The sequence below is a fragment of the Anoxybacillus sp. CHMUD genome (genome assembly GCF_013096965.1).
Taxonomy (GTDB): Bacteria; Bacillota; Bacilli; order Bacillales; family Anoxybacillaceae; genus Anoxybacillus; species Anoxybacillus kestanbolensis_A.
In genome coordinates this window covers 1-23,218 of the sequence record NZ_SDLG01000020.1, presented here as the reverse complement: position 1 = coordinate 23,218, position 23,218 = coordinate 1, and the positions used below count along the sequence as shown (strand labels likewise).

The following is a 23,218-nucleotide window of genomic DNA, read 5'->3' as shown; positions in this document are numbered from 1 at the left end:
TCTCCTTACATCATAACATTGACGTATGCCTCGATCATTGCTTCACCAAAAAAGTAAGCGATCATTGTTCCGACAGCAATCGCCGGGCCAAACGGCATCGGTTCGCCGCGTTTTACACGCCCAATCGCCATCCCTAACAAACCGAATATCGTCCCAACGAACGTCGATAAAAAGAACGCTAAAATCGTCAGTTTGACCCCAAGCGCCAAACCGATCACGGCAAACAGTTTAATATCTCCACCACCCATGCCACCTTTACTCACGAGCGCAATAAGAAATAACGTCATAAATCCGATAGCACTTCCAAGCAAACTATCCCACCACGGAGTAAGCGGCGCAAACCATAGACGCTCAATAAGAAGAAGCGGGGCGAAAAATGATAAAACACGGTTTGGAATAATCATATAATGCACATCAGAAACGAAAATAATAACGAATAAAGAAATGAGCGTCCAACTAACGGCTACTTCCGCCGACCAACCGACAAAAAGCGGGGCGAGCGCAAACAATATCGCCGTGGACAGCTCAATGAACGGATAAACAAAGGAAATGCGCGCCGAACATGCGCGACATTTCCCTTTTTGTAACACATACGAAACAACCGGAATTAATTCAAACGCCGTTAACGTTCGCTTACAAGACGGACAATGCGAACGCGGCGCAACAATCGACTCCCCTTTCGGCACCCTTAGCCCGACAACATTATAAAATGAGCCAAGAAAAAGACCGAGGAGGAAAGAAATAAAAAACAACATATGCAATCACTCTAATTGTAAATTAAAATTTGTTTATTTATTAATCATTATTCTGTTGCTGAATTTCGTTTACTGCATCACGTTTTAAGTCTTTTTCTTCTACAGCAGTTCCATCTGTTCCAAATACACCACGTGAGCTATTAATTAGTTTCACATAATATTTTAACTTTGTGTTTTCATTTTTTATAAGCACGTAAGAATATGATGCTTTTGTATCATCATTTTGATTGGTAATTGGTTTGCCATCATACGAGTCAGGTCCTTTTTCATACGTTTCAGCATCCCCATCAGGGTCTTTTACTGTTTCTAAATATCCTTTATTCTCCAAATAAGCAAGCGGAAGTACTGTGTATTTCCCATTAGCCGGAATTAAATCTTTATCCGCCGTTACAGCAATTTTCGCCGCGTTAATCATTTGCTGGGCGTTTGCTACGTGCGCATCTTTTTTCGAGTTGTCGATTAATCCCCCGATGCTCGGAATTGCAATGGCGGCGATAATTCCTAAAATAACGATAACTGCCAATAACTCAATTAACGTTAAACCTTTTTCATTGCGAATCAATTTCTTTAACATAATTTCTCTCCTTTGCAATTTTTATAATCTCTCTCATCATTTTACAACACCAGCAATCTAGTTGAAAAGTACTAGTTTTATTATTGAATATGATTAAATATATCGAACATCGGGACTAAAATCGATGTGACAATCGTCCCGACAACGCCGGCAAGCAAGACGATCATAAGCGGTTCAATAAGCGATTTTAAACGATCGGTAGCCGCTTCGACTTCCGCTTCATAAAAGTCGGCAACTTTCGCAAGCATCGCATCAAGTGAACCCGTTTGCTCTCCGATCGCAATCATTTGTGTTACAAGAGGGGGGAACGCCCAATGCCGCTTCATTGGCTCGGTCAACGATTCCCCTCGCTCTAGCGCATCACGAGATGTGCGAATGACGCGAGCAACCACCTCGTTTTCCACAACTTCTTCAACGATCGCGAGCGCCTGTAAAATAGGGACAGCGCTTGAAAATAACGAGCTTAACGTACGCGTCATACGAGCAAGCACCGCTTTTTGCATCATGCTACCAAAAATCGGCATACGTAATACGATCACATCTAAATAATATTTCGTCTTTTTTTGCTTTTTTAACAATAGAAGTAAGCCGTACATGATCAACATAAGTAAAATGACGCCCCACCAATAAGTTTGCATCACTTCACTTGCACGTAGCACAAACTTCGTAATCGCTGGCAAATCAGCACCGAAATCAGCAAACATCGAAACGAATGTCGGAACGACTTGAACGAGCAAAAAGATGACGACGATGACCGCAATGATGCCAACAACAACAGGATAAGCCAAAGCGGAAACAATTTTTTGTCGCGTTCGATGCACTTTTTCAAAATGATCGGCGAGCCTCTCAAGCGTTTCATCCATACTTCCGCTCGCTTCCCCTGCGCGAATCATATTGCTGACGAGCGGTGGAAAAATGTTCGGATGATCAGTCATTGCTGTAGATAGCGGTTGACCGCTTCTTAATCGTTCCTCAATGTGAACGAGCGCTTTTTTTAACGCTTTACTTTCCGTTTGTTCCGCTAAAATGCGCGTAGCATCTACAATCGTCACTCCCGCTTTTAAAAGCGTAGCAAATTGACGTAAATAAATAACGAAATGTTGTAGTTTGACGGGGTTACCGAATGTAATTTCTTTCGTTAATAACGTTTGTGGCACTTCGCGTACGTCGATCACTTTCAACCGTTGTTCACGAAGTTTCATCATCACATCGCGACGTGACGAAGCAACAATCGTCCCTTTTTTTACTCGTCCGCGCATATCACGCGCTTCATAGCGAAATTGCGCCATTTGTCATCATCCTTCCTGCAAGTACGGCTCAACCGTTTCTCTTGCAATCAGTCCTTGTTGGACAAGCTCTTTAATGTTCGCCTCAAGTGTATGCATGCCAAGCGCGCGATTCGTCTGCATAACGCTCGGAATTTGATGAATTTTCCCGTTGCGAATTAGATTCGCAACGGCTGCATTGTTAATTAAAATCTCGGTCGCGGCAATTCTTCCGTTTTTTTGTGCACGCGGAAATAGTCGTTGTGAAATAATGGAAACTAAAACTGTCGCCAACTGAATGCGAATTTGTGCCTGTTGTTCTGGTTGAAATACATCAATAATTCGGTCAATCGTCGCAGGGGCACTTGACGTATGAAGCGTCCCGAAAACAAGATGTCCTGTTTCTGCGGCGGTAATTGCCGTTTGAATCGTTTCTAAATCGCGCATTTCGCCGACTAAAATGACGTCTGGGTCTTGACGAAGCGCTGCCCGCAACCCGTTTGCGAAGTTGTTTGTATCCGTTCCAACTTCGCGCTGATCAATGACACATCCCCCGTGTTTATGCACGTATTCAATCGGATCTTCAAGCGTAATAATATGTTTGCGCATCGTTTTATTCATATAATCAATCATCGCAGCTAACGTTGTCGATTTTCCGCTCCCCGTCGGTCCTGTCACGAGAATGAGGCCTTGAGGTTTTGTGACCATCTTTTTTAATACATCTGGTAGTTGCAATTCTTCAAGCGATGGAATTTTTGTCGGCACGATACGAATAGCAAGCGATATGCAACCACGTTGTTTAAACACGTTGACACGAAAGCGTGACACGCCTGAAAGACTATATGACAAATCTAATTCGCCGTCTGTTTCAAAGCGCGTCCACATATGCTCTGGAACGATCGCTTTTGCCATTTGTTCTGTATCGGTTGGCGACAATACATCTTGCCCATATCGTTTCAAATCTCCGTTAATGCGAAAAATCGGAGGAATACCGACCGTTAAATGAATATCAGATGCTTTTAATTCAAATGCAGCACGCAACATCGCATCTACTTTTTGTTTCATCTTCATCACCTTATAAAATGCTTACACGCAACACTTCTTCCGTTGTCGTCAGCCCTTGTTTGACTTTTAATAGCCCATCATCAATTAAAAAAATCATTTTATTTTTGATCGCAATTTCACGCAATTTCGAAAGCGGTTCACCGTTTAAAATCACTTTTCGCATATCATCAGACATAACCATTAATTCATGTAGCGCGATACGCCCTTTATATCCTGTCATGTTGCACGTTGGGCAGCCACGACCGCGCATCACTTTTTCAATTTTCAAACCTCGGCGAGCAAAAATGTCCACCTCCCGCTTCGTCGGTTCGTGTTCTTCTTGACAATCACGACAAACACGGCGCACGAGACGTTGGGAAACGACTCCTGAAAGCGACGTCGCAACTAAAAACGGCTCGACGCCCATATCAATTAAACGCGCGACCGTGCTTAATGCGTCGTTCGTATGTAACGTACTTAACACAAGATGCCCTGTTAAAGACGCACGAATCGCTACTTCCGCTGTTTCACGGTCACGAATTTCCCCAACCATAATAATGTTTGGGTCTTGTCGCAAAATGGAACGCAATCCTTCTGCAAACGTCATTCCGACGTTTGGGTTGACTTGGATTTGGTTCACCCCTTCAAGCTGATATTCGACAGGGTCTTCAATTGTAATAATGTTCACATGTTCGCCGTTCAATCGATTTAACGCGGCATAAAGTGTCGACGATTTTCCCGAACCAGTCGGTCCTGTAATTAACACGATACCTGTTGGTTGTTCAATGAGTTGAATAAATCGCTGTAAGTTTATTTTATTAAAACCGAGCTTATTTAAATCATTTAACGCTGCTCCTAAATCAAGCACGCGCATAACGATTTTTTCGCCGTAAATCGTCGGTAACGTCGATACGCGCAAATCAATCGGATGAAAATCGATGTTCATTTTAATACGTCCATCTTGCGGAACACGGTGTTCTGTAATGTCCATATTCGCTAAAATTTTAATGCGCGCCGTTAACATTCCTTGCATATGTTTTGGCAACGCTCGCTCCGTGCGTAAAATTCCGTCAATGCGATAACGAATAACGACTTTCGTCTCATGTGGGTCAATATGAATATCACTAGCTCGCTGTTCAACTGCCATTTGTAAAATTTGATTGACAAGCTTTACGATCGGCGAGTCATCTTCAACAAGCTTCTCTTGCTCACGCACCTCTTGTTGAGGAGCGATGTTTAAAAACTCTTCAACCGAGTCATCAATATCATAATACTTATTAATGGCTCGTAAAATATCGTCCTTTGAGGCAATGGCCACTTCGATATGAAAACCTGTCGACAGGCGCAGATCATCGATCGCAAAAAAGTCCATCGGATCTGCCATCGCGACAAATAGCCGATCTCCTTCTTGCTTTAAAGGAATAAGCATATTTCGTTTCGCAAATTCTTTCGGCACAAGGTTCATTAATTTCGGATCAATTGGATAACGATATAAGCTGACATGTGGAATACCGAGTTGGAACTCTAATACTTCAATTAATTGTTGTTCCGTAATATAGCCACGTTGCAACAACGCATCGCCTAATTTTTGCCCAGGGGCTTTTTCTTTTAACGTTTCTTCAAGCTGTTCTCTCGTAATGAGCCCTGCTTCAATTAACAAATCACCTAATCGTTTTCGCTCTTGCTTTTTCATGAGGTCTCATCCTCATTTCCTTTGATTTGCTCGTTTTCATTTCCCCATATGTCATCTTGTTGTGGTGGCTGCTCTGAAGGTGTGTCACTTGGGGATGGCATTTCACTCGCTCCGTTATTGACTCCCGCTTGTAATCCGCGCAATTCAACGCGATGAACAGGCGGATAAAAATCTTCCGAAACGAGCACCGTTTCGACTAATGTGCGGTTTCGATCGTACACTTCTTTATACAAACGAATGAGCATGCCTTTTTTTCCTTCTTCTTTCATTCGTTTTTCATTTGGTTTCAACAATGCACTATATTGCACAATCGTTTTCGGATCATAATACTCGATCGGGTCTGTTTTTAGCGCGTATTGATAAATAAAAGGTGGACCGATCAAAGTCACTTGCATTCGATCGCCTTCCATTTTCCATTCGAACGTGTACGCTCGATCGTTTGGATTAAAAAAAATAAAGTCCTTTTTATTTTGTTCAACAGCCGCTTCAAATCCTGCTTTCACTCCGTTTGGCAATACAGCGCTCGTATGCCGTTCAACAATTTCAAAATTTGTCGGTATTATCGTTTCATATAGTGCAGATGCAAATAGCGTCATCGCTTCTTTAGATATACCTAAACCTTGTTTTTTAAAAAAGTCCAAAACAGAAAATACTTGTTTTGGCTCAATTGTCATTGCTGTTTGTGATATTGCATGAAGCTCTTCATGCGATGGAATCGTGGCTTGCGATAAAACCGTTTCTTGTTGCATATCCTCCCGAACGTATTGCTGAAGCGATAGTTGAGCAGATGTAAGCGAAGCCGCTGTTTGTTCTAATTGATTTTTTACCTTCTCCACATCAATCCAATCACTTGATGCACCAATAGAAGAAATGGCGTCTTGCAACGCTTGTCCATCAACAGAAACGAGGAGAGGGGTGCGCTTTCCGCTTACCGCCTGTTTCATGCTCTCCTCGATATGAAATGAAAAATAATCCGTTTGTACCGTGGCTTCTTTTTTCTCTAGTACGAGTTTGATCGTTGCGGATTGCTTCCACTCAGTCACTTTTTCATTCATTCGTTCATACGCTTCTTCCCGTGAACGATTCGATAAATCAACAGGACCGATCATCGTTCCTTCAGCAAATGTGTCATGACTGATAAACGACTCGTACGCCCATGTCGCCACTTTTGTAGTTGTCAGTAAATATGAAACGGTCAAAAGCAACGTAAAAAACAACTTTAGCGAAACGGTTTGGCGCATGACATACGCCTCCTTACTCGACGTTCATCGATAGCTCGATCACAATATCTGGTCCTTCTTCTTGTGCGCGAATAATATGTTCTTTCGTTAAAATTGTATCTTTTGAAATGAGCACTTGACCATTGACATCAACAATATCTTTTAATACTCGTTTTCCTTTTAACATATCGATTTGTTTTTGACGCAGTTCATCAAGTTCGTTATCAACTGTTGTTGGGACGATTTGTTCGATAAGAGGTTCCACTTGTGTCCCTTTTAATGTCACTAACTCATCAACGTTTGAAACGAGCGTCTGTTGTGCATCTTCATGAACAATCAACAAATCTTTTCCATACGTAATGACATGATCAGCGCGAACGATGCGCAACTCGTTTCCAATTTGCACTTCGATTCCTGTGATGTGTCCTGTTTCTTCGTCCATATAAAATTCCGTTGCTTCCCCAAGCAATTGTCCTTTTCTTGTCATCACTTTCGCTTGTTTAATCGTAATTTTTTTATTAACAAGCTCATTCGCAATCGGAATGACGTTTAAATCAAGGACAGCTCGCTCTTCTTCAACCGTTACAGCAAATTCCCCAATTCCGATCACATGTCGAAACGGAATCGCTTTCATACTAATTTCCCAATTTTCTTGATCAACGATTAGAAAATCAATCGTTCCTTTTTCTGGATTTACCACAAGAGACTTTACTTGTCCGAGTTGTACTCCGTTTTGAATACTAATGACTGGAAGACCGATAACTTGTGCGCTACTTTTCATTTTTTCCACCCCATTTTTTGTTCAGCATAATGTATCATATGTGCTAATTGTTGTTGGATCATCGGGTAAAGCTCATATTGCCCGTACAATTGTTTCGCGACATCATATAGCTTTTCATATTGTTTCGAAGCAACGTAATGCTCCATTAATACATTGGCAAATGTGTAATAATCTTGTTCGTGTAAGCGAGGATGTAAATGTTTATGAATAAGCTGTTCATATTGTTCGTCCGACAACAATGGACGCATCGCGTATAAAGAAGCAAGTAAATTTTTCATGAACGGTCTCGGGAGCATATGCACCTCTTCATTGTTTTCTTCTACTGTTACACATTCATCATCGGCCGTTCCTTGTTCTTCTTCGCTCACTTGCTCTACTGCTTCCTCAACGCTTTGAATACTTTCTTGTTCTTCTACCATATCAGCACTCGCTTCCGTATGTATATCATCGTCTTCTACAATCGGCTCAATGCGATACGATTCATCTACCATATGCTCGCTCGTTTCTTCGACGACAGCAATCGTTTCGATGTCGAGTAGCTGACTATCTTTTTCTTCCTTCATTTCATTTTGATCATGTATGATCTCCATATTTTCTTCACTGAGCAAATCAAGCCACTGTTGTTCTGCCACGTCTTCGGTTGTTTCGTTTACACTTGTATCGTCACTGTCTACCATACGTAACGGCTCAATGATGTCATCTACACTTTCTATCGGCTCAATCATATGATCGAAGTCATTTTCTCGGAGCGGTTCAATAGAGGCTTGTTGTTCAATTTCTTCAGGCCATTCCCTTTGAAACCATTCCTCATCAACGTTTTCGATTTCTTCTTTTCGAATCTCCTCATTTTGTTGATCCACCACCTCTTCTATAGCAGACGGTAGTTCGTTTTCTTGCTCGTCTTTTTCGTCGCCTTCAACAATTAAATCATGTTCATATATGCGCGCATAAAATAAGTGACCGAGCTTTTGTTCAAGTAAATATGTGCTTGTGACAACTAAAAGAAAAAGAAATAATGCGGCTTGCCAAAGTGGAAATTGCTCGATCGCAATCATGCCAAAAACGCTTAATAAACAAGCGACCGTTAATAAAAGTGCAATCCCTTTTTTTGTCCATCCAAATGGTAAGCGAATATAGATGGGGATTAATATGAGAAAAAAGATCATGAAGAATAAATACGGCAAATCGCTCCCCCCATTCAACATGATACAACACTTAACTCTAACATATTGTATAATAAAGTTATGTATTTTAAAAGAAGGGGAAGGAAAATGTGTCAAAAGGAAATGAATATTTTTTATGACAAACGTGCTTTTACGTTAATTGAAGTGCTATTATCGATTGTTATTTTATCTTTTGTTGTGAGCGGCATGTTTATGTTTTTTACAAATGCGATGACATACACCGCGTATAATCAATCAAAAACGGTTGCTGTCAATATCGCTCGCGGTGTTATTCATTATATGGAACGACTTGACTTTCAAACGATGAAAGCATATGTCGATGATCATATCACCGAACAAACACCTTTTGTCCATTTCGATGCTTCAGCATGTTCCAATACATCGTTATTTCCCGACGAAAACGTATGTAAAGCTATTTTTTCACCGACAATTAACAATGTGACATATAATGAGGAAGATGTACAAGCTTGGTTAATCCCATACGATCAAGCGATATGGTCACAAATAAAAAACAACCCACCAAGTGAATTTCCTGATCGTTTAAAACAAACGATCCAACAAGAAAAAGAGATGGCCGAAGACGTCAGCAACTATTTACTTCGTTTATATGTCACCGTCCGTTCAAATAACGAACTGATCGTCTTAAAAGGGGTGATCGCCAATGAAAGTATTCGCTAATGAACGTGGACTTACGCTTATTGAACTACTTGTCGGCTTAGCGATCACATCGATTATTGCCGCTTCTGCATACGGTGTATTTACAGCGGGAATGAAGGCGTATAAACGGATCGGCATTGAAAATCAGCTGCGAAGCGAAGCTGATATATTGATGACAACGATTTTTAACGAACTATATGCCCTTGCTCCAGACGGATTAAAAATAGACGAATCAAACGATGATACACTAACATTTGTGAATGAAATAAAAAAAGAGATTGATACAAATACAGGGCTCGTGGAAGACAAAAAGCAAGCTGGTCAAACGTTACAAATCATGATAGATAAAACAAACGAGACATTACTTATAAATGGGAAACAAGTCACACCTTCAAATTTACGGATTGTTTCAGACCAATCAGAGCTTACTTATACGTGTGTACGGTCGCAACAAAACATATGTAAAAGCGGGGTCATTTCGATTCGTTTATCTGTTCAAGACAATGACCATCGCAATCCAGACGATCCGTTATATATTGAACCGTTTACGTTGCAATCACAATTCGGCTTCTAAGGGGGGGAGAGAGGTGAACGAAAAAGGGTACAGTCTCGTACTCGTTATGTTAACGGTCACTGTCTTTTTTATCATTGGACTTACCATTTTATCTGTCAGCATATATCAAGCGAATTTTACACAAGTACGCGTCGAGGATGTCACATCGCTCCATGACGCTGTAAAAGCGGTAGAGGAAACCGTCGCCGAGTTAAAAGTAAAAGTTGAACAGTTGTCGTTATCAACTCCATTGCAACTCGATCTCGATTTAGGAAATACACAAACTGGCTTTTTGAGCGAGCTAATCAATCGCCATCATGTTACCATTGAAGATATAACAAGTTCAAAAGGAATTGACCGCAATAAATTGTTTACACGTGTTTTCCGTATCTCTGCCCCATACGGAAACAAAACGGTCACACGTGAAGTCATTATTACGAACGCACCGAGCTTTTTAAAATATGCGATTGGCTCGCGTAAGAACGTGACATTGAACGGCGGTTCTTATATTGACGGCAATATATACGCAGGAAATGATATATACGTTACAAACGTCGCGAACTATATTTATAACTCAACGCTTTATTCGGTACAGACAACGTTTCCAACGACAAGTGAAAAAAGTATATTGTTTGTAGAAGGCAACCGTTATACGTGCGACCACGGAAATGGGGCAAAGAGCTGTTATAGCATATCCACACAATTTACAAAAAACATAAACGATTTTTCCTTAGGTTCACTGTCGTTTCAACAGCAAGGACCAAGCGTTCAAAAAGAACAAGATGAGTTTATTGATGTCAATTTTGATTTTACGTTAAAAGATAAACTGTTATCAGCGGCTGGTATTGATGGATTTGATCCAAGCAAACAAGCGCAATATCAAAGCCTTATTTCTTTGCCATTATCCGAGCTTATCGAACAAATAAAATCGTCGTTTGTCTCTGTTGTCGTTAATGATTCTATCGATTTACCGACTGCGTTAGAAGGGGCGATTGCTAGCGGAAAATCCATTTTTCTTGATACAAGTACCGTCCCATATTTCGATGTTACTTCGTTAACGTTAAATGATGGGCAATGGCTTATTGTAAACGGCGATTTTGTATTAGAAAACGCTGGAGAAAATCCGTTACAAATAAAAGGAAATATCATTGTGCTTGGCGATTTAACGATTACAGGACAAGTCGCATTTGACTCTACCGTTTATGTCGATGGAGATACATCTATTTACAATACGACAATTAGCGGACTAAACGGAAAAGAAGTTGTGTTATTGACTAAAGGAAAGTTAGAAATCGCCCGTGTAAACGAGTTTGCAAACAATTTTTCCTTAACAACGCCAAACTTAAAAGGATTTTTCTATACAGACAGCAATGCTGTGATTTATGCTGTCGGATCATATATAAATATCGAGGGAGGGCTATTTGCTCGCGGCAATAGCTCCATTATTCCGTACACAGATGAAAATGGGTTGATTGTGAATACGTATCGCGGCGAAACGAGCGATGCCGGAACAAATCTTTCATTTCAAACACCTATCTCATCAGAAGAAGAACAAAAACAATATGCTCGTTTTGTCGTGAAACATAATAAAGATGTGTTTATTAACCGCGGGCTTGGTTTACCGCTTGTTAAGCAGCTTGCCGTTATTGTTGATGAAATACGCGTACAATAAAGAAAAGGAGCTAGCTACTTGGCTCCTTTTTCCTTTAGTTGCTTTATAATGTTTTCATGTTTCCAATATTGTGCGAGAGAAAGAGCGGTGTTGCCGGTATCATCTTTTACATGCACATCGGCACCGTAACGAAGTAAAAGTGTTACTAATTCATCATAACCGTACTCTGCTGCAACCATTAATGGTGTTTTCTTAATGTTCGTTTTTGTATTGACATCGGCACCTTTTTCTAATAAATATGTGGCTACATCAATAAAGTTTCGTTCCACCGCTTTATATAGCGGCGTTTCACCCGCTTCATTTGCGATCTCTACATTTGCCCCTCGCTCATATAAAAAGCGAACAACATCGACATTTCCCGCTTGCACCGCAAGCAATAACGGCGTTTCGCCGTGTTTATTTACCGCATTGACGTCCACATCGTATTGGCAAACAAGCTGTACAAGATCAACATTCCCGCTCCCTGCTGCAATATGCAAGGGAGTATTATTTTCTTTATCTTTCTCTCGCACCGTTTGTTCATTTACGATTTGTTTTACGATTTCTATATTTTCTTCATTTCCTTGCGCTAAAGATGAAGCAAGTGCAAAATGTAGGGGAGGAAGCGACATAACAGCCGACTTTCCTCCAGCTTTTAATAGTTGTGCTGCAATATCGTACTGCCCGGTGCGCATCGCCACATCAAGCGGTGTTTCATTTTTTATTTTGAAGTTAATATTTTTTTCCTTCTTCATATATTCGCGTACCGCTTGAACGTTTCCTTGCTCAATCGCTTGTATAAATCGTTGCTGTTTTTCTTCTTTCGATGAAAAACATCCGCTTAGCAAGCTGATGATGACAAATAGCGTCATCACTTTTTTCATACATGTTCACATCCTTCGTTAGTACAACCAGCCGTCTTTATTTCCGCCTTTCGTCGGATCTGTCGCATGTTCAACGACACGAATGACCGTTGATGCCGTCCACGTTTTTCCGTTTTCATCAGTCAATTTCACCGTTAACGGCGTTTCACCGAGACGTTTCGCAGTCACCTCGCCATTTTCGTCAACAACAGCATAATAACTGTTTTCGATCGTAAATGAACGGCTCACAATTTTTGTCGTCGCATTTGCCGGAATTGGTGCAATGTACGGTAATACATTGATCGTTTTTCCTTTTTGTACAATTAATGTGGATGGAAGCGAAATACCCGTCAGCGGTGAGCCAACGTGAACGATCGCTGTACCAACGACACCGTTATGCGCTTGCGCGGTAATCGTCACTTGTCCGGTGCTCAAACCTGTCACCCGTCCGTTTTCATCAACCGAAGCGATATTCGGATTAGACGAACGCCATGTAATTGTCTTATACGTTGCATCGTTTGGTGCAACTGTTGCGGTGAGCGTAGTTGTTTCACCGATATTTATATTCGCAACTGTTGGTGATACGACAACAGCAGTTACTGGGATCGCTTGAACGGTTACTGTAACCGTTTTTTCAATCAGTTCGTCATTTCTGTTAAATGCTTGAACCGTTAACGTCGTTACGCCTTCTTTTAGTCCCGTAATCGTTCCGTTTGCTCCATTTATTTCAGCATACAAACTATTTCCTAGTGAATAAGAGACTGCTTTTTTCGCGTCTGCTGGCGATACGGTAACCGGAATCGAGATCGTTTCACCGACGTGAACAGTAAAATCGTTGATTGAGATCGAGTCGACCGGGATGCGTACAATGACCGTCATCGTTGTTGTTTTTACGTTACCGAACATATCTTTTACTTTTGCTGTCACTTGTGCGGTTCCTTCTTTTACTGCGGTAATGACACCATTTCGGTCGATAGAAATAATTTGTCCGTTGCTATTTTCACTCCACTCTACTGAGGCGATTGTTGCTTCTTGCGGCAAGACGTTTAACAATAACCGCGCATTTTTCGGCACGCCGCGGTTCACGAAAATGGTGCTTGGTAGCGTAACATCTGTAATTTTGTAATCGGAAACAAACGACAAAGTGTTAAAGGATAAATTGACAAGTTGTGCATTTATATCTTTGTACGTCAGTTTTGCTTGCGATAACGAAAACGTTCCTTTTGTTGTCGGCTTCACTTGAATGGCGAACGTTTGTGGTTCAGCGATATACGTCGTTCCTGATTTTACAAATGAAATGTCTGGTAGCGCTCCTTTGATTGTATATCCTTCTGTGATCGTTCCTTGTTTTGTAAATCCACTCGGCAAAGAAACGACTTCAATGCCTGCTGGTAATTTTTCTTCAAACGCAATGTTTGTCACTTTTAACGACGTATTCGTCAATAACGTTAATGGTTTTGGTGTGATTGTATACTGCATCGCAATCGATTCATCGACTGGAGCGAGCGTTTTTGAAATCGTTCGACTCACTTCCATGTTTGCCGAAACTTTTTCAATGACGACTTGAAATTCTTTCGTTACTTTCGCTCCGCGTGCGTCGGTCGCTTCAATTTTCATTTTCGCTGTTCCACCGTTTGGCATATTGTGCGGAAGCGACTGAATAATCGTTGTGCCATTCGGCACATCGTTTTGCGCGTACACTTCTTGATCGTTTATCCACACTTTCGTAGAAAACGTTCGGTCGACTAAATCTAAATCTTCCACTTTATATGATAGTTCAATTGGCTGATTGCTCGGAATCGTTTCGTTTTCTTGCGGCGTAATAACCGTCAATTGCGGTGCATGGTTCGATCCAAAAAACGCACGATACATCGTATTGACAAATAGCTTTTGTTCTTCTTCTGGGAAACCAATCGTATGACCTGTTCCAGAATAAGTGACATTTCCTTCGGAATATGTGTAATAATGGTTCCAGCTATCATATACGTCACGTGGAGAACCATCAATGTTGTACCATGGAATTACATTTCCATCTTCTAAATCGAGCGTATAGTATTGGTTATGTGTTGTTGCGATCGTAATGCTATCATCTAATTCAAATGGGTAATTTGTCATAAGCCCGCTGTTTACTTGTTTCGTGCTCGTTGATCGGTTTGGAGCACCGTTTCCTAAATCTGTATGCGGCTGAATTTGCCCAACAATCGGACCAAACTCATTGACCCATACGTTATTTGTTCCAAACATGACATCGTGTGTAAACATGACACTTTGACCGGAAGCAATAAAACTTTTAATTGATTGAACAGCATTTGGATTTAAAGAAATAATCTTACTACATCCATTGTAACAATCTGCAAACCCGAAAATAATCATATCGTATTTTCCATTAATCACTTCATGCGAATAATTTGGTTCATATATTTTGCTTTTTTGAAAATCTGTTAATGTTGTTACGTCAATACTAATGCTATATTCGTTTGCACGACTTAAAAAATTCGGGTTCATGTTTTTTGTATTTAATAATGAACTCTCATCGTTCCCTTTACGTATTTGTAATACTTTGATCGTTGCTGGTACATCTTGAAACTTCACGAACCCTTTTTCATAATCTTTTAACGCACTTGTTTCATCAACAATTTCCAATTTCCAATAACGTGGTCCAGAATAGCCAACTGGAAGAGTGTATGAAATCGTTCCTGTTGCTCCTTGTACTTGTTTAGATGCAACAATTTCTTCGCTCGTATATTTGTCATTAAAATCAGAGTCAATATATAAGTTGACAGTAAGCAGTTTATTTTTAAAATGTTGGTAGTTAATGATATTGTACGTAAACGAAAGCGTGTCACCTTTTTTCATTACTTGCTCGTTCAAAGGAGCAGATGTTAAGAAAAAGCGTGGGCGTGTTTTGTAGCTTTCAAGTGAACCATTTAGTCCAAATTTCGCAAAATCATTCTGCAGTTTATCTTCAAAGAAAATAACATTATCTCTTTGGTTTTTTAAATATGAAGAGAAGTGTTTATACAACTTACTGTTTGAATATTTTAGAACATCTTGGTCACTTCTACTCTTTCTATAAATAAAAATTGGGAGGCCTTTTTCAATGTAAAACTCTTTTATCTCCTCTGCTTTCAAGTCAGTAATATCATTCATTATATTTGTTGTGTTATGAGCTTGAGCATTTCCAGAACTTTTACGAAGCTTTGCCGGGTTATAATCCCCTTGAGAAATCACAATCGCATCATATTTTCCATCAAGTTCGTCACGTAAAGCGACAAAGCGTTTCATTGTCATTGTTGTAATGTTTAAATATTTTGTATTTTTTGTTAAATATTCGTTTGCTAAAGGGGATCCAGATGAGGCATGACTAACAATCTCTAATATTTCATACTTTTCACCTGTCTGTTTATTGCTTGCCGCATTGCTATTAAACACCGGAACCCATAGAGATAATGATAAAAGTAATACGAGAAACACCGAAACAGCTCTTTTCACCTACCCCTCCCCCTTTCAAAAGTCCTATTTTTTATCTATTATACCATCAGTTTTCGTCTTACTTATATTTATTTTTTATAAAATTCCGCACATTTGAGATGAAATAAAGTGAACCTGTAATTAAAATAATATCATCTTTTTCAGCTTGCTTTCGCTTTTCTTTTAACCATTGTTTCCAGTCATTTGTCCATTGCACATTCGGATGCGTCGCTTGTTCCGCAAGTTGCTCAGCGGAAAGAGCGCGCGGAAAATCAAATGTTGTAAACGTCATCGTCTCGGCAACCGTTTCTAACTTTCGAATCATCGCTGTGACCGGTTTGTCCCCTAACGCTGTAAAAAGGACGTGTACGCGATGGTTCGGATAGTGAGCGTTCATTGTCGAAACGAGACTATCGATTCCTTCTTCGTTATGCGCCCCATCAATAATGATAAGCGGACGTTCATCCATCTTTTCAAATCGCCCGAGCCACGCTGCTTTTCGAATGCCGTTGTACATATGTTCACGCTCAATCAAAAACGAATAGTACGTACGTAAATAGTCGGCAACCATCAGCGCAAGCGCTGCGTTTTTCACTTGATGTGCCCCAAGCATCGTTGTCGTTACATCGCGATATGTCGTAAACGGTGTTTGTAAAGAAAAACGTTCTCCGTCCGTCGTTGGTTCGTGAGCAAAAACGGTAAAATCGCGATCGAGCACATATGCTTTTGCGCGTACCGATGTCGCTTTCTCTTCTACTACTTGTAGCGCCTCCGGCTGATCAATCGCTGTCATAACAGGGATTCCTGCCTTAATAATTCCCGCTTTTTCAAACGCAATTTGTTCAAGTGTATTCCCTAATATATGTATATGATCGTAACCGATGTTTGTAATCACCGATAAAAGCGGATAAATAACGTTCGTTGAATCTAAGCGTCCGCCAAGTCCTACTTCAAAAATGACAACGTCTTGCACGTTCATTTTGCCAAAATAATAAAGCGCCATGGCGGTAATAACTTCAAACTCTGTCGGTCCACCTAATTCCGTCTGTTCTAACTCCTCTGCCAAAGGCTGAATGACTTGCACAAGTTTGATCAGATCAACATCGCTAATTGGTTTTCCGTTTATACTAATGCGTTCGTTAAATTGTTCGACATACGGCGATGTAAACGTTCCGACACGATAACCTGCTTCTTGTAAAATGTGACGTAAAAAGCAAACGGTCGATCCTTTTCCGTTCGTTCCACCGACATGAATCGCTTTAATGCGACGCTCTGGATGATCGAGCTTTTCCATCATCCATTCCATTCGTCTTAATCCCGGTTTGACCCCTAACTTTAACCGTCCATGAATCCATTCAACTGCTTCTTTATATGTACGAACCATGAAAAATCCCCCTTCTATTTAAAGTGAAAGACGAATCCGAAATGGATTCGTCTTCATCATAAAACTATTGTTTTAATTGTGCAAGACGGGCGCGGACCGCTTCACGTTTTTCGATGTAGTCGCGCTCTTTTTTTCGTTCCTCTTCGACAACGTGCGCTGGCGCTTTCGCTAAAAAGCCTTCGTTACTTAATTTCTTTTGCACGCGCTCGACTTCTTGATCGAGTTTTTGTAACTCTTTTTCGAGACGTTTCACTTCTTCTTCAATATTAATTAATCCTTCAAGCGGCAAGCTTAGTTCTGCACCTGTCACAACAGCTGTCATTGCTTTCTCAACTGTTGGAATCGTCGTGTCGATGACAAGTTCACTAGGGTTACAGAAGCGCTCAATATATGAGCGATTTTTCTGAAGCGTGCTCGCAATTTGTTCATCTTTTGCTTTAATGTGCAACGTAATTGGCTTGCTTAACGGTGTATTCACTTCTGCGCGAATGTTACGCACCGCGCGAATAATATCAACGAGCAAGCGCATTTGCTCAGCCGCTTCATGATTGTTTAGTTCAGGACGAACTTGCGGCCACGAAGCAACTGTAATCGACTCTCCTTCATGAGGAAGTTGTTGCCAAATTTCTTCTGTCACAAACGGCATAAACGGATGAAGGAGACGCATCGTTTGATCAAGCACATAAGCAAGAACAGAGCGCGTCGTTTTCTTCGCTTGTTCATCTTCACCGTATAGTGGCAATTTCGCCATTTCGATATACCAATCGCATAAGTCGTCCCAAATGAAATTATATAATACGCGACCGACTTCACCAAACTCGTATTTATCGGCAAGTTTTGTCACCGTTTCAATCGTTTCGTTTAAGCGTGTTAAAATCCAATGATCCGCAACCGATTTTTCACCATGTAAGTCAATGTCTTCATACGTGAATCCTTCCATGTTCATGAGCGCAAAACGAGAAGCGTTCCAAATTTTATTGACGAAGTTCCATGTCGCTTCAACTTTTTCTGTGCTAAAGCGCAAGTCTTGGCCAGGTGCGCTTCCTGTCGCTAAGAAATAGCGAAGCGAATCCGCACCGTACTGATCGATCACATCCATCGGATCAACACCGTTACCGAGCGATTTACTCATTTTTCGTCCTTGTGCATCGCGTACTAGTCCGTGAATGAGAACATCTTTAAACGGACGTTTGCCTGTAAACTCAAGCGCTTGGAAAATCATGCGCGATACCCAGAAGAAAATGATGTCATATCCTGTTACAAGCACATCCGTTGGATAATAACGGTTATAGTCTGCCGATGTTTTATCCGGCCAACCCATCGTTGAAAACGGCCAAAGCGCAGAACTAAACCATGTATCTAATACATCTGGATCTTGTTCCCAATTTTCAATATCTGCTGGTGGCTCATGATCGACATACACTTCGCCTGTTTCTTTATGATACCATGCTGGAATGCGATGTCCCCACCAAAGTTGGCGAGAAATGCACCAATCGCGAATATTTTCCATCCAATGTAAGTACGTTTTTTCAAATCGCTCTGGAACGAAATTTACTTTTCCTTCTGTTTTTTGTAGTTCAATCGCAGCTTCAGCAAGCGGCTTCATTTTGACGAACCATTGCGTCGATAAATACGGTTCTACAACAGCACCACTACGTTCACTATGACCAACCGAATGCATATGTTCCTCGATTTTAAATAGCACACCTTGTTCTTGTAAGTCTTTCACGATTTGCTTGCGGCATTCGAAGCGGTCGAGCCCCTTATATTGAAGAGCGTTGTCGTTCATCGTACCGTCTTCGTTCATGACAAGAATGCGAGGCAAGTTGTGACGATTTCCGATCTCAAAGTCGTTTGGATCGTGCGCTGGCGTAATTTTTACCGCTCCTGAACCGAACGACATGTCAACGTACTCATCACCAATAATCGGAATTTCGCGACCGACGATCGGTAAAATGACTGTTTTTCCGATGAGATGTTTGTAACGTTCATCTTCTGGATGAACCGCAACGGCTGTATCACCAAGCATCGTTTCTGGACGTGTCGTTGCCACTTCGATATAACCTGAGCCGTCCGCAAGCGGATAGCGCATATGATATAGCGCACCTTGCACATCTTTATATACGACTTCAATGTCCGATAATGCTGTTTTTGTCACCGGATCCCAGTTAATAATATATTCACCGCGATAAATAAGACCTTTTTTATATAACGATACAAACACTTCGCGTACTGCTTTCGATAATCCTTCATCAAGCGTAAAGCGCTCGCGCGTATAATCGAGACCAAGTCCAAGCTTCGCCCATTGAGAACGGATGTGACCTGCATATTCTTCTTTCCATTTCCACGTTTCTTCAACGAACTTTTCACGTCCTAAGTCGTAACGTGTTTTTCCTTCGTTGCGCAGCTTTTCTTCTACTTTTGCTTGCGTAGCAATACCCGCATGGTCCATGCCCGGAAGCCATAACACATCGTATCCTTGCATACGCTTCATGCGCGTAATAATGTCTTGTAACGTCGTATCCCACGCATGTCCTAAATGAAGCTTTCCTGTTACGTTTGGCGGTGGAATGACGATTGTAAACGGCTTTTTCGTCTCATCACTTGTTGCTTCGAAAAACTTTCCTTTTAGCCACCATTCATAACGGTTTGCCTCAACAGCACGGTGGTCGTACTTCGGCGGTAACATACAAATCCCTCCTACACTAAAATAAAAAACTCCTTTCATCCGAAAAGGACGAAAGGAGACTCTTTCGCGGTACCACCTTTTTTCTTAAGCAATGCTTAAGCACTCAAATCGATAACGGCGATGCACCGGCTTCTCCTACTTTCGTTCGAAGAAGCAGCTCCAGGGCGACCTTCCGACGACCACGAACCTAGGAAATCTCGCAGCTATTGATTTCCCTCTCTGCCAGGCGGGTTGCGCCGTACTCTTCCCTATCTTCGCTTTTTTCTATTCATACATAATACTATATAAAAATCATACGAATCGTCAATAAGGTTTGCCACATTTTCACTTCTTTATACAAAAAATAAAAGCTCCAACATGTGGAGCTAATCATTTGAAAAGGAAGTGAGCATATGCGTAAGCGTTACAATCCGTACGCCTGGCCACCGTGGCTACGAAAACTTCGCTTTATTGCTGAACAATGCATCATCCCGATTACCGTCGTTCAGGCGATTCGTACCATTTTATGGGTGATGGGCGAAAAAGGATCAACAATCCTTATTGTAGGAACTCTTGCCGCAACCTATTTAAGTGCGGCGACATTGTTTGGAATAGCTGGTATTTCGTACTCAGAAGGACTGCTTGTCATAGCAGCATTAGAGTCTTTCGGTGCTTGGATCGGAACACTTCTTGCCGTTATCTATGTCGGTCGAAAATTAAAAGCACTCAATTGTCAAACCATGCCTGACTTCTTTGAAAAACGATTTCAAAACAAATGGGTGATCCAAAAACGATTGGACAGCTTTTTTATTTGTGCTGCGATGTAATGGAAGACATTCGCTTTGCCCAAGCTTTTATGTTAATCTTGGATTTGTTGAAATCCACTCTTTTGGAAGAACCTGTACTTTCAGAAGAAAAAGGGTTCATCACCGAAAGATGTACTTGCACCTGTCATGAAAGTATGTTAGCTGTTTCCAGCCGAACCCGCAGTGCAAAATGTTGGATATTTCTGTATCCGTATCCCCGACGTTTGATCAGCTTGCTCTTGTTATTCGTTCCTTCCTTCTTCCCATTCGAGTAATGGGATAAAATGCACGATATGATTTCTTCTGTTCGCTTGACGAGTGATTTTGCGATGGCGCGAACAGCAGAACAAGGACAAAACAAATACCGATGAATCCAAGCCTTCAAGCGTCGTTTCGCCTGTTGCTCATCTTTGCTTTTGAACACATAGCGAACATGTTGGAGCGATTGGTAAACAGACTTTAAGTAATCGCTTTCATTACACCATTCTCGTATGATTTGACGTTCTTCCTCCGTCAATTTCTCTGGGCATTGGCTCAATAAACGGCAAACGTAACGAACATTTCCGTGTTTCTTGCCTCCTTTGCCCAAATATTTGCGACAACGTTCTAACGCATCGGTAAACAGCTGAATGACATGGAAATAGTCGACGACATGTGTCGCCTCTGGGCAAACCCGTTGAATCGCTTTTTTCATCGCTGGAGCCAAGTCACTCACGACATACTGAACGGAACGAGATACATGAGCCAATGCACGCCCAATGGCTTCCTCGTTCTTTCCTGCTTCCATGGCATACACTTCTCCCGTTTCGGCATCCATGATCGCCACTCCATAGTCGTGCCCTTTTCGAAAAGCAAACTCATCGACACAAACCGCCTTTGGTTGGACGTCATTCGATAGGAAGGAAGGGGCATGGGTATAAAACCATCGTTCAACGGTCGTGTAAGGAAGCTTGAGCATACGAGCCACCGCCTGAATGGATGTTCCGATGCAAGATTGCGCGACCCATCGCTGAAAAGCATCCGTCGCCACACTTCGAGGAGGGATTCCTGGATAGGACGTGCTGAACGTCGCGCCACACGTACCACAACGTCTGCGCTCGACAGAAAGTTCAATCCAAAAGATTCCGATTCGCTGAGCATAGCCATGCATCCATTGCTTCTTTTTTCCTGTCATTTTGATCGTGCGCTTCAAGCAGACAGGACATAACGGGCATTGTTCGGGTAGAGAAAGTTCGAAAATCCAACGTTCCCCTTCTTTTCGCACCTTTTGAATCAAAACATCTGGTAAATCGATGAGTTCTTTGATAAACTGAGAGTACATGCGAATTTCCCTCCATGGTTTGGTTTGGTCACCTTTACCATACAGGAAAATTCACATTTTTTGTACCCTCTATTTTCTCTATGCACGCCTACCTTAAATGATCAAGTACAACTTGTGGTGAAGATCCAAAAAATACCATGGGAGGTGTTTCATTGAAGAAAATTATATTTATTGTTTTTTTTATTGTGACCATACTTTTTTGCGTTAATTGTAGCGGAAATAATAAGGGAAGTGAAAAATCTATACAACCAGAAATAGAGAGTTATGAAGAAAAAAGACATAGTTCTACTGAGGAGAAAGAAGTTCCTTGGAGTATTGAATATTTAAAAATTCAACAAATTCACGATAGTTACAAAGTCTTTGGAGAAGGTGTTTCCATTGCTATTTTAGACACAGGTATTAAAAGTAATCATAAAGATCTGAAGATTAGAGGTGGAATAAATATTATTAATCATTCGACGAATTACGAAGATGATAATGGACACGGTACACATATAGCAGGGATTATTGCACGAATTGCACCAAAAGCAGAACTATACTCAGTAAAAGTATTAAATAAGAAGCAAATTGGCTCATACGAAAATATTGCTAAGGGAATTGAGTGGGCTATTAATAATGATATAGATATTATTCTCATGAGTTTTGGTGGAAGTAAAGATTCACGTATATTAAAAGAAGCTATTAAGAAAGCTGATTCAGAAAATATTACTCTTATTGCATCTACTGGAAATACTGCTCTATCAAACAACTCTATTACATATCCCGCAAAATACGAAGAAGTTATTGCTGTAGGGGCAATAACTGAAAATAATGAGAGGTGGGTTGGCTCTAATACTGGAAAAGAACTCACGGTTATGGCACCAGGACACAAGATATTAAGTACATCTATAGATGGTAACTATACTATAAGAAGCGGTACATCTTTAGCTGCAGCTCATGTTGCCGGAGGCCTAGCATTACTCTTAAGCTATAATCCTTTATTAGATAATAAAGATTTAAGAGAGATAATCATACAATCTTCTATCAAAAAAACTCCTGACGGATATAGGATCTTCAATTTAGAAAAGGCTTTTAAGATATGTAAAAATTTCAAAAAATAGTACAAATATTTGTATAATAATGGTATAATTTACATATCATTTATAATTAACTAACTTATATACATCCAAATTGGCATTTTAACCTCTGATTCACACAGCACACCCCATGCGGCGTAACACCTCATCTGGATGTTGTAAGACGTACTGTTCAAAGCGAGTAATGGATTGGGCAATGTCATTTTGATCCTTGTGAAAAACGTTGGCAATCACTTCATCTTTCAACCACTT

The 23,218-nt window shown here is 40.9% G+C and carries 18 protein-coding genes and 1 other annotated feature; of the genes, 5 read left to right on the top strand and 13 right to left on the bottom strand.

Annotated features, from left to right (window positions below; genetic code table 11):
- Positions 1 to 5: 5 nt before the first annotated feature.
- The 8 genes from ETB99_RS11815 to ETB99_RS11780 all read right to left on the bottom strand — a co-directional run bounded on the left by ETB99_RS11815 (position 6) and on the right by ETB99_RS11780 (position 8,516).
- The gene (locus ETB99_RS11815; RefSeq protein ID WP_171700692.1) at positions 6 to 755 is read right to left on the bottom strand and encodes a prepilin peptidase; all 750 of its coding nucleotides are present in this window, start codon (positions 753 to 755) and stop codon (positions 6 to 8) included.
- A 40-nt stretch (positions 756 to 795) separates the two neighbouring features.
- Complete coding sequence (locus ETB99_RS11810) at positions 796 to 1,329, bottom strand: prepilin-type N-terminal cleavage/methylation domain-containing protein (protein ID WP_171700691.1); 534 nt, start codon at positions 1,327 to 1,329, stop codon at positions 796 to 798.
- A gap of 80 nt (positions 1,330 to 1,409) precedes the next feature.
- A complete protein-coding gene (locus ETB99_RS11805) occupies positions 1,410 to 2,618 on the bottom strand; it encodes a type II secretion system F family protein (RefSeq protein ID WP_171700690.1) in 1,209 nt (402 codons plus the stop codon).
- Between the two features lie 6 nt (positions 2,619 to 2,624).
- Positions 2,625 to 3,659, bottom strand: a complete 1,035-nt coding sequence (locus ETB99_RS11800) for a type IV pilus twitching motility protein PilT (RefSeq protein WP_077428010.1) — start codon at positions 3,657 to 3,659, stop codon at positions 2,625 to 2,627.
- Between the two features lie 10 nt (positions 3,660 to 3,669).
- On the bottom strand, positions 3,670 to 5,331 hold the full coding sequence (locus tag ETB99_RS11795) for a GspE/PulE family protein (RefSeq protein WP_171700689.1): 1,662 nt from the start codon (positions 5,329 to 5,331) through the stop codon (positions 3,670 to 3,672).
- Positions 5,328 to 6,572, bottom strand: coding sequence for a VanW family protein (locus ETB99_RS11790; protein ID WP_171700688.1), 1,245 nt, complete (start codon positions 6,570 to 6,572; stop codon positions 5,328 to 5,330). Before ETB99_RS11790 ends, ETB99_RS11795 begins: the two co-directional genes overlap by 4 nt.
- A gap of 13 nt (positions 6,573 to 6,585) precedes the next feature.
- Complete coding sequence (locus tag ETB99_RS11785; RefSeq protein WP_077428004.1) at positions 6,586 to 7,332, bottom strand: PRC-barrel domain-containing protein; 747 nt, start codon at positions 7,330 to 7,332, stop codon at positions 6,586 to 6,588.
- Positions 7,329 to 8,516, bottom strand: a complete 1,188-nt coding sequence (locus ETB99_RS11780; protein WP_253263630.1) for a hypothetical protein — start codon at positions 8,514 to 8,516, stop codon at positions 7,329 to 7,331. The genes ETB99_RS11785 and ETB99_RS11780 overlap by 4 nt, the downstream gene beginning before the upstream one ends.
- Before the next feature lie 87 nt (positions 8,517 to 8,603).
- On the opposite strand from ETB99_RS11780, the gene ETB99_RS11775 reads away from it, so the two are divergent.
- From ETB99_RS11775 to ETB99_RS11765, 3 genes are read left to right on the top strand one after another with little or no spacing between them, the layout of a single operon-like run.
- Entirely contained in the window at positions 8,604 to 9,194 is a 591-nt protein-coding gene (locus ETB99_RS11775; protein WP_077428000.1) for a prepilin-type N-terminal cleavage/methylation domain-containing protein, read from the top strand.
- Complete coding sequence (locus tag ETB99_RS11770; RefSeq protein ID WP_171700686.1) at positions 9,178 to 9,747, top strand: PulJ/GspJ family protein; 570 nt, start codon at positions 9,178 to 9,180, stop codon at positions 9,745 to 9,747. Before ETB99_RS11775 ends, ETB99_RS11770 begins: the two co-directional genes overlap by 17 nt.
- Positions 9,748 to 9,760: 13 nt before the next feature.
- Complete coding sequence (locus ETB99_RS11765) at positions 9,761 to 11,398, top strand: hypothetical protein (RefSeq protein WP_171700685.1); 1,638 nt, start codon at positions 9,761 to 9,763, stop codon at positions 11,396 to 11,398.
- 14 nt (positions 11,399 to 11,412) lie between these two features.
- On the opposite strand, the gene ETB99_RS11760 is transcribed toward ETB99_RS11765, so the two are convergent.
- From ETB99_RS11760 to ETB99_RS11745, 4 genes are all read right to left on the bottom strand, one after another.
- A complete protein-coding gene (locus ETB99_RS11760; RefSeq protein WP_077427994.1) occupies positions 11,413 to 12,261 on the bottom strand; it encodes an ankyrin repeat domain-containing protein in 849 nt (282 codons plus the stop codon).
- Between the two features lie 18 nt (positions 12,262 to 12,279).
- A complete protein-coding gene (locus ETB99_RS11755) occupies positions 12,280 to 15,732 on the bottom strand; it encodes an Ig-like domain-containing protein (protein ID WP_171700684.1) in 3,453 nt (1,150 codons plus the stop codon).
- A gap of 58 nt (positions 15,733 to 15,790) precedes the next feature.
- Entirely contained in the window at positions 15,791 to 17,095 is a 1,305-nt protein-coding gene (locus tag ETB99_RS11750) for a bifunctional folylpolyglutamate synthase/dihydrofolate synthase (RefSeq protein ID WP_129000654.1), read from the bottom strand.
- Positions 17,096 to 17,159: 64 nt separating this feature from the next.
- The gene (locus ETB99_RS11745) at positions 17,160 to 19,784 is read right to left on the bottom strand and encodes a valine--tRNA ligase (RefSeq protein ID WP_171700683.1); all 2,625 of its coding nucleotides are present in this window, start codon (positions 19,782 to 19,784) and stop codon (positions 17,160 to 17,162) included.
- A 41-nt stretch (positions 19,785 to 19,825) separates the two neighbouring features.
- Positions 19,826 to 20,048 (bottom strand) — a binding site (T-box leader).
- Positions 20,049 to 20,176: 128 nt separating this feature from the next.
- Between ETB99_RS11745 and ETB99_RS11740 the strand changes: the two genes are divergently transcribed.
- Positions 20,177 to 20,590, top strand: a complete 414-nt coding sequence (locus ETB99_RS11740) for a sodium:solute symporter family transporter (protein ID WP_375153718.1) — start codon at positions 20,177 to 20,179, stop codon at positions 20,588 to 20,590.
- A 124-nt stretch (positions 20,591 to 20,714) separates the two neighbouring features.
- On the opposite strand, the gene ETB99_RS11735 is transcribed toward ETB99_RS11740, so the two are convergent.
- Positions 20,715 to 21,890, bottom strand: a complete 1,176-nt coding sequence (locus tag ETB99_RS11735) for an ISL3 family transposase (protein WP_171700682.1) — start codon at positions 21,888 to 21,890, stop codon at positions 20,715 to 20,717.
- A gap of 152 nt (positions 21,891 to 22,042) precedes the next feature.
- Between ETB99_RS11735 and ETB99_RS11730 the strand changes: the two genes are divergently transcribed.
- Positions 22,043 to 22,990, top strand: a complete 948-nt coding sequence (locus ETB99_RS11730) for a S8 family peptidase (protein WP_171700681.1) — start codon at positions 22,043 to 22,045, stop codon at positions 22,988 to 22,990.
- Positions 22,991 to 23,218 lie beyond the last annotated feature (228 nt).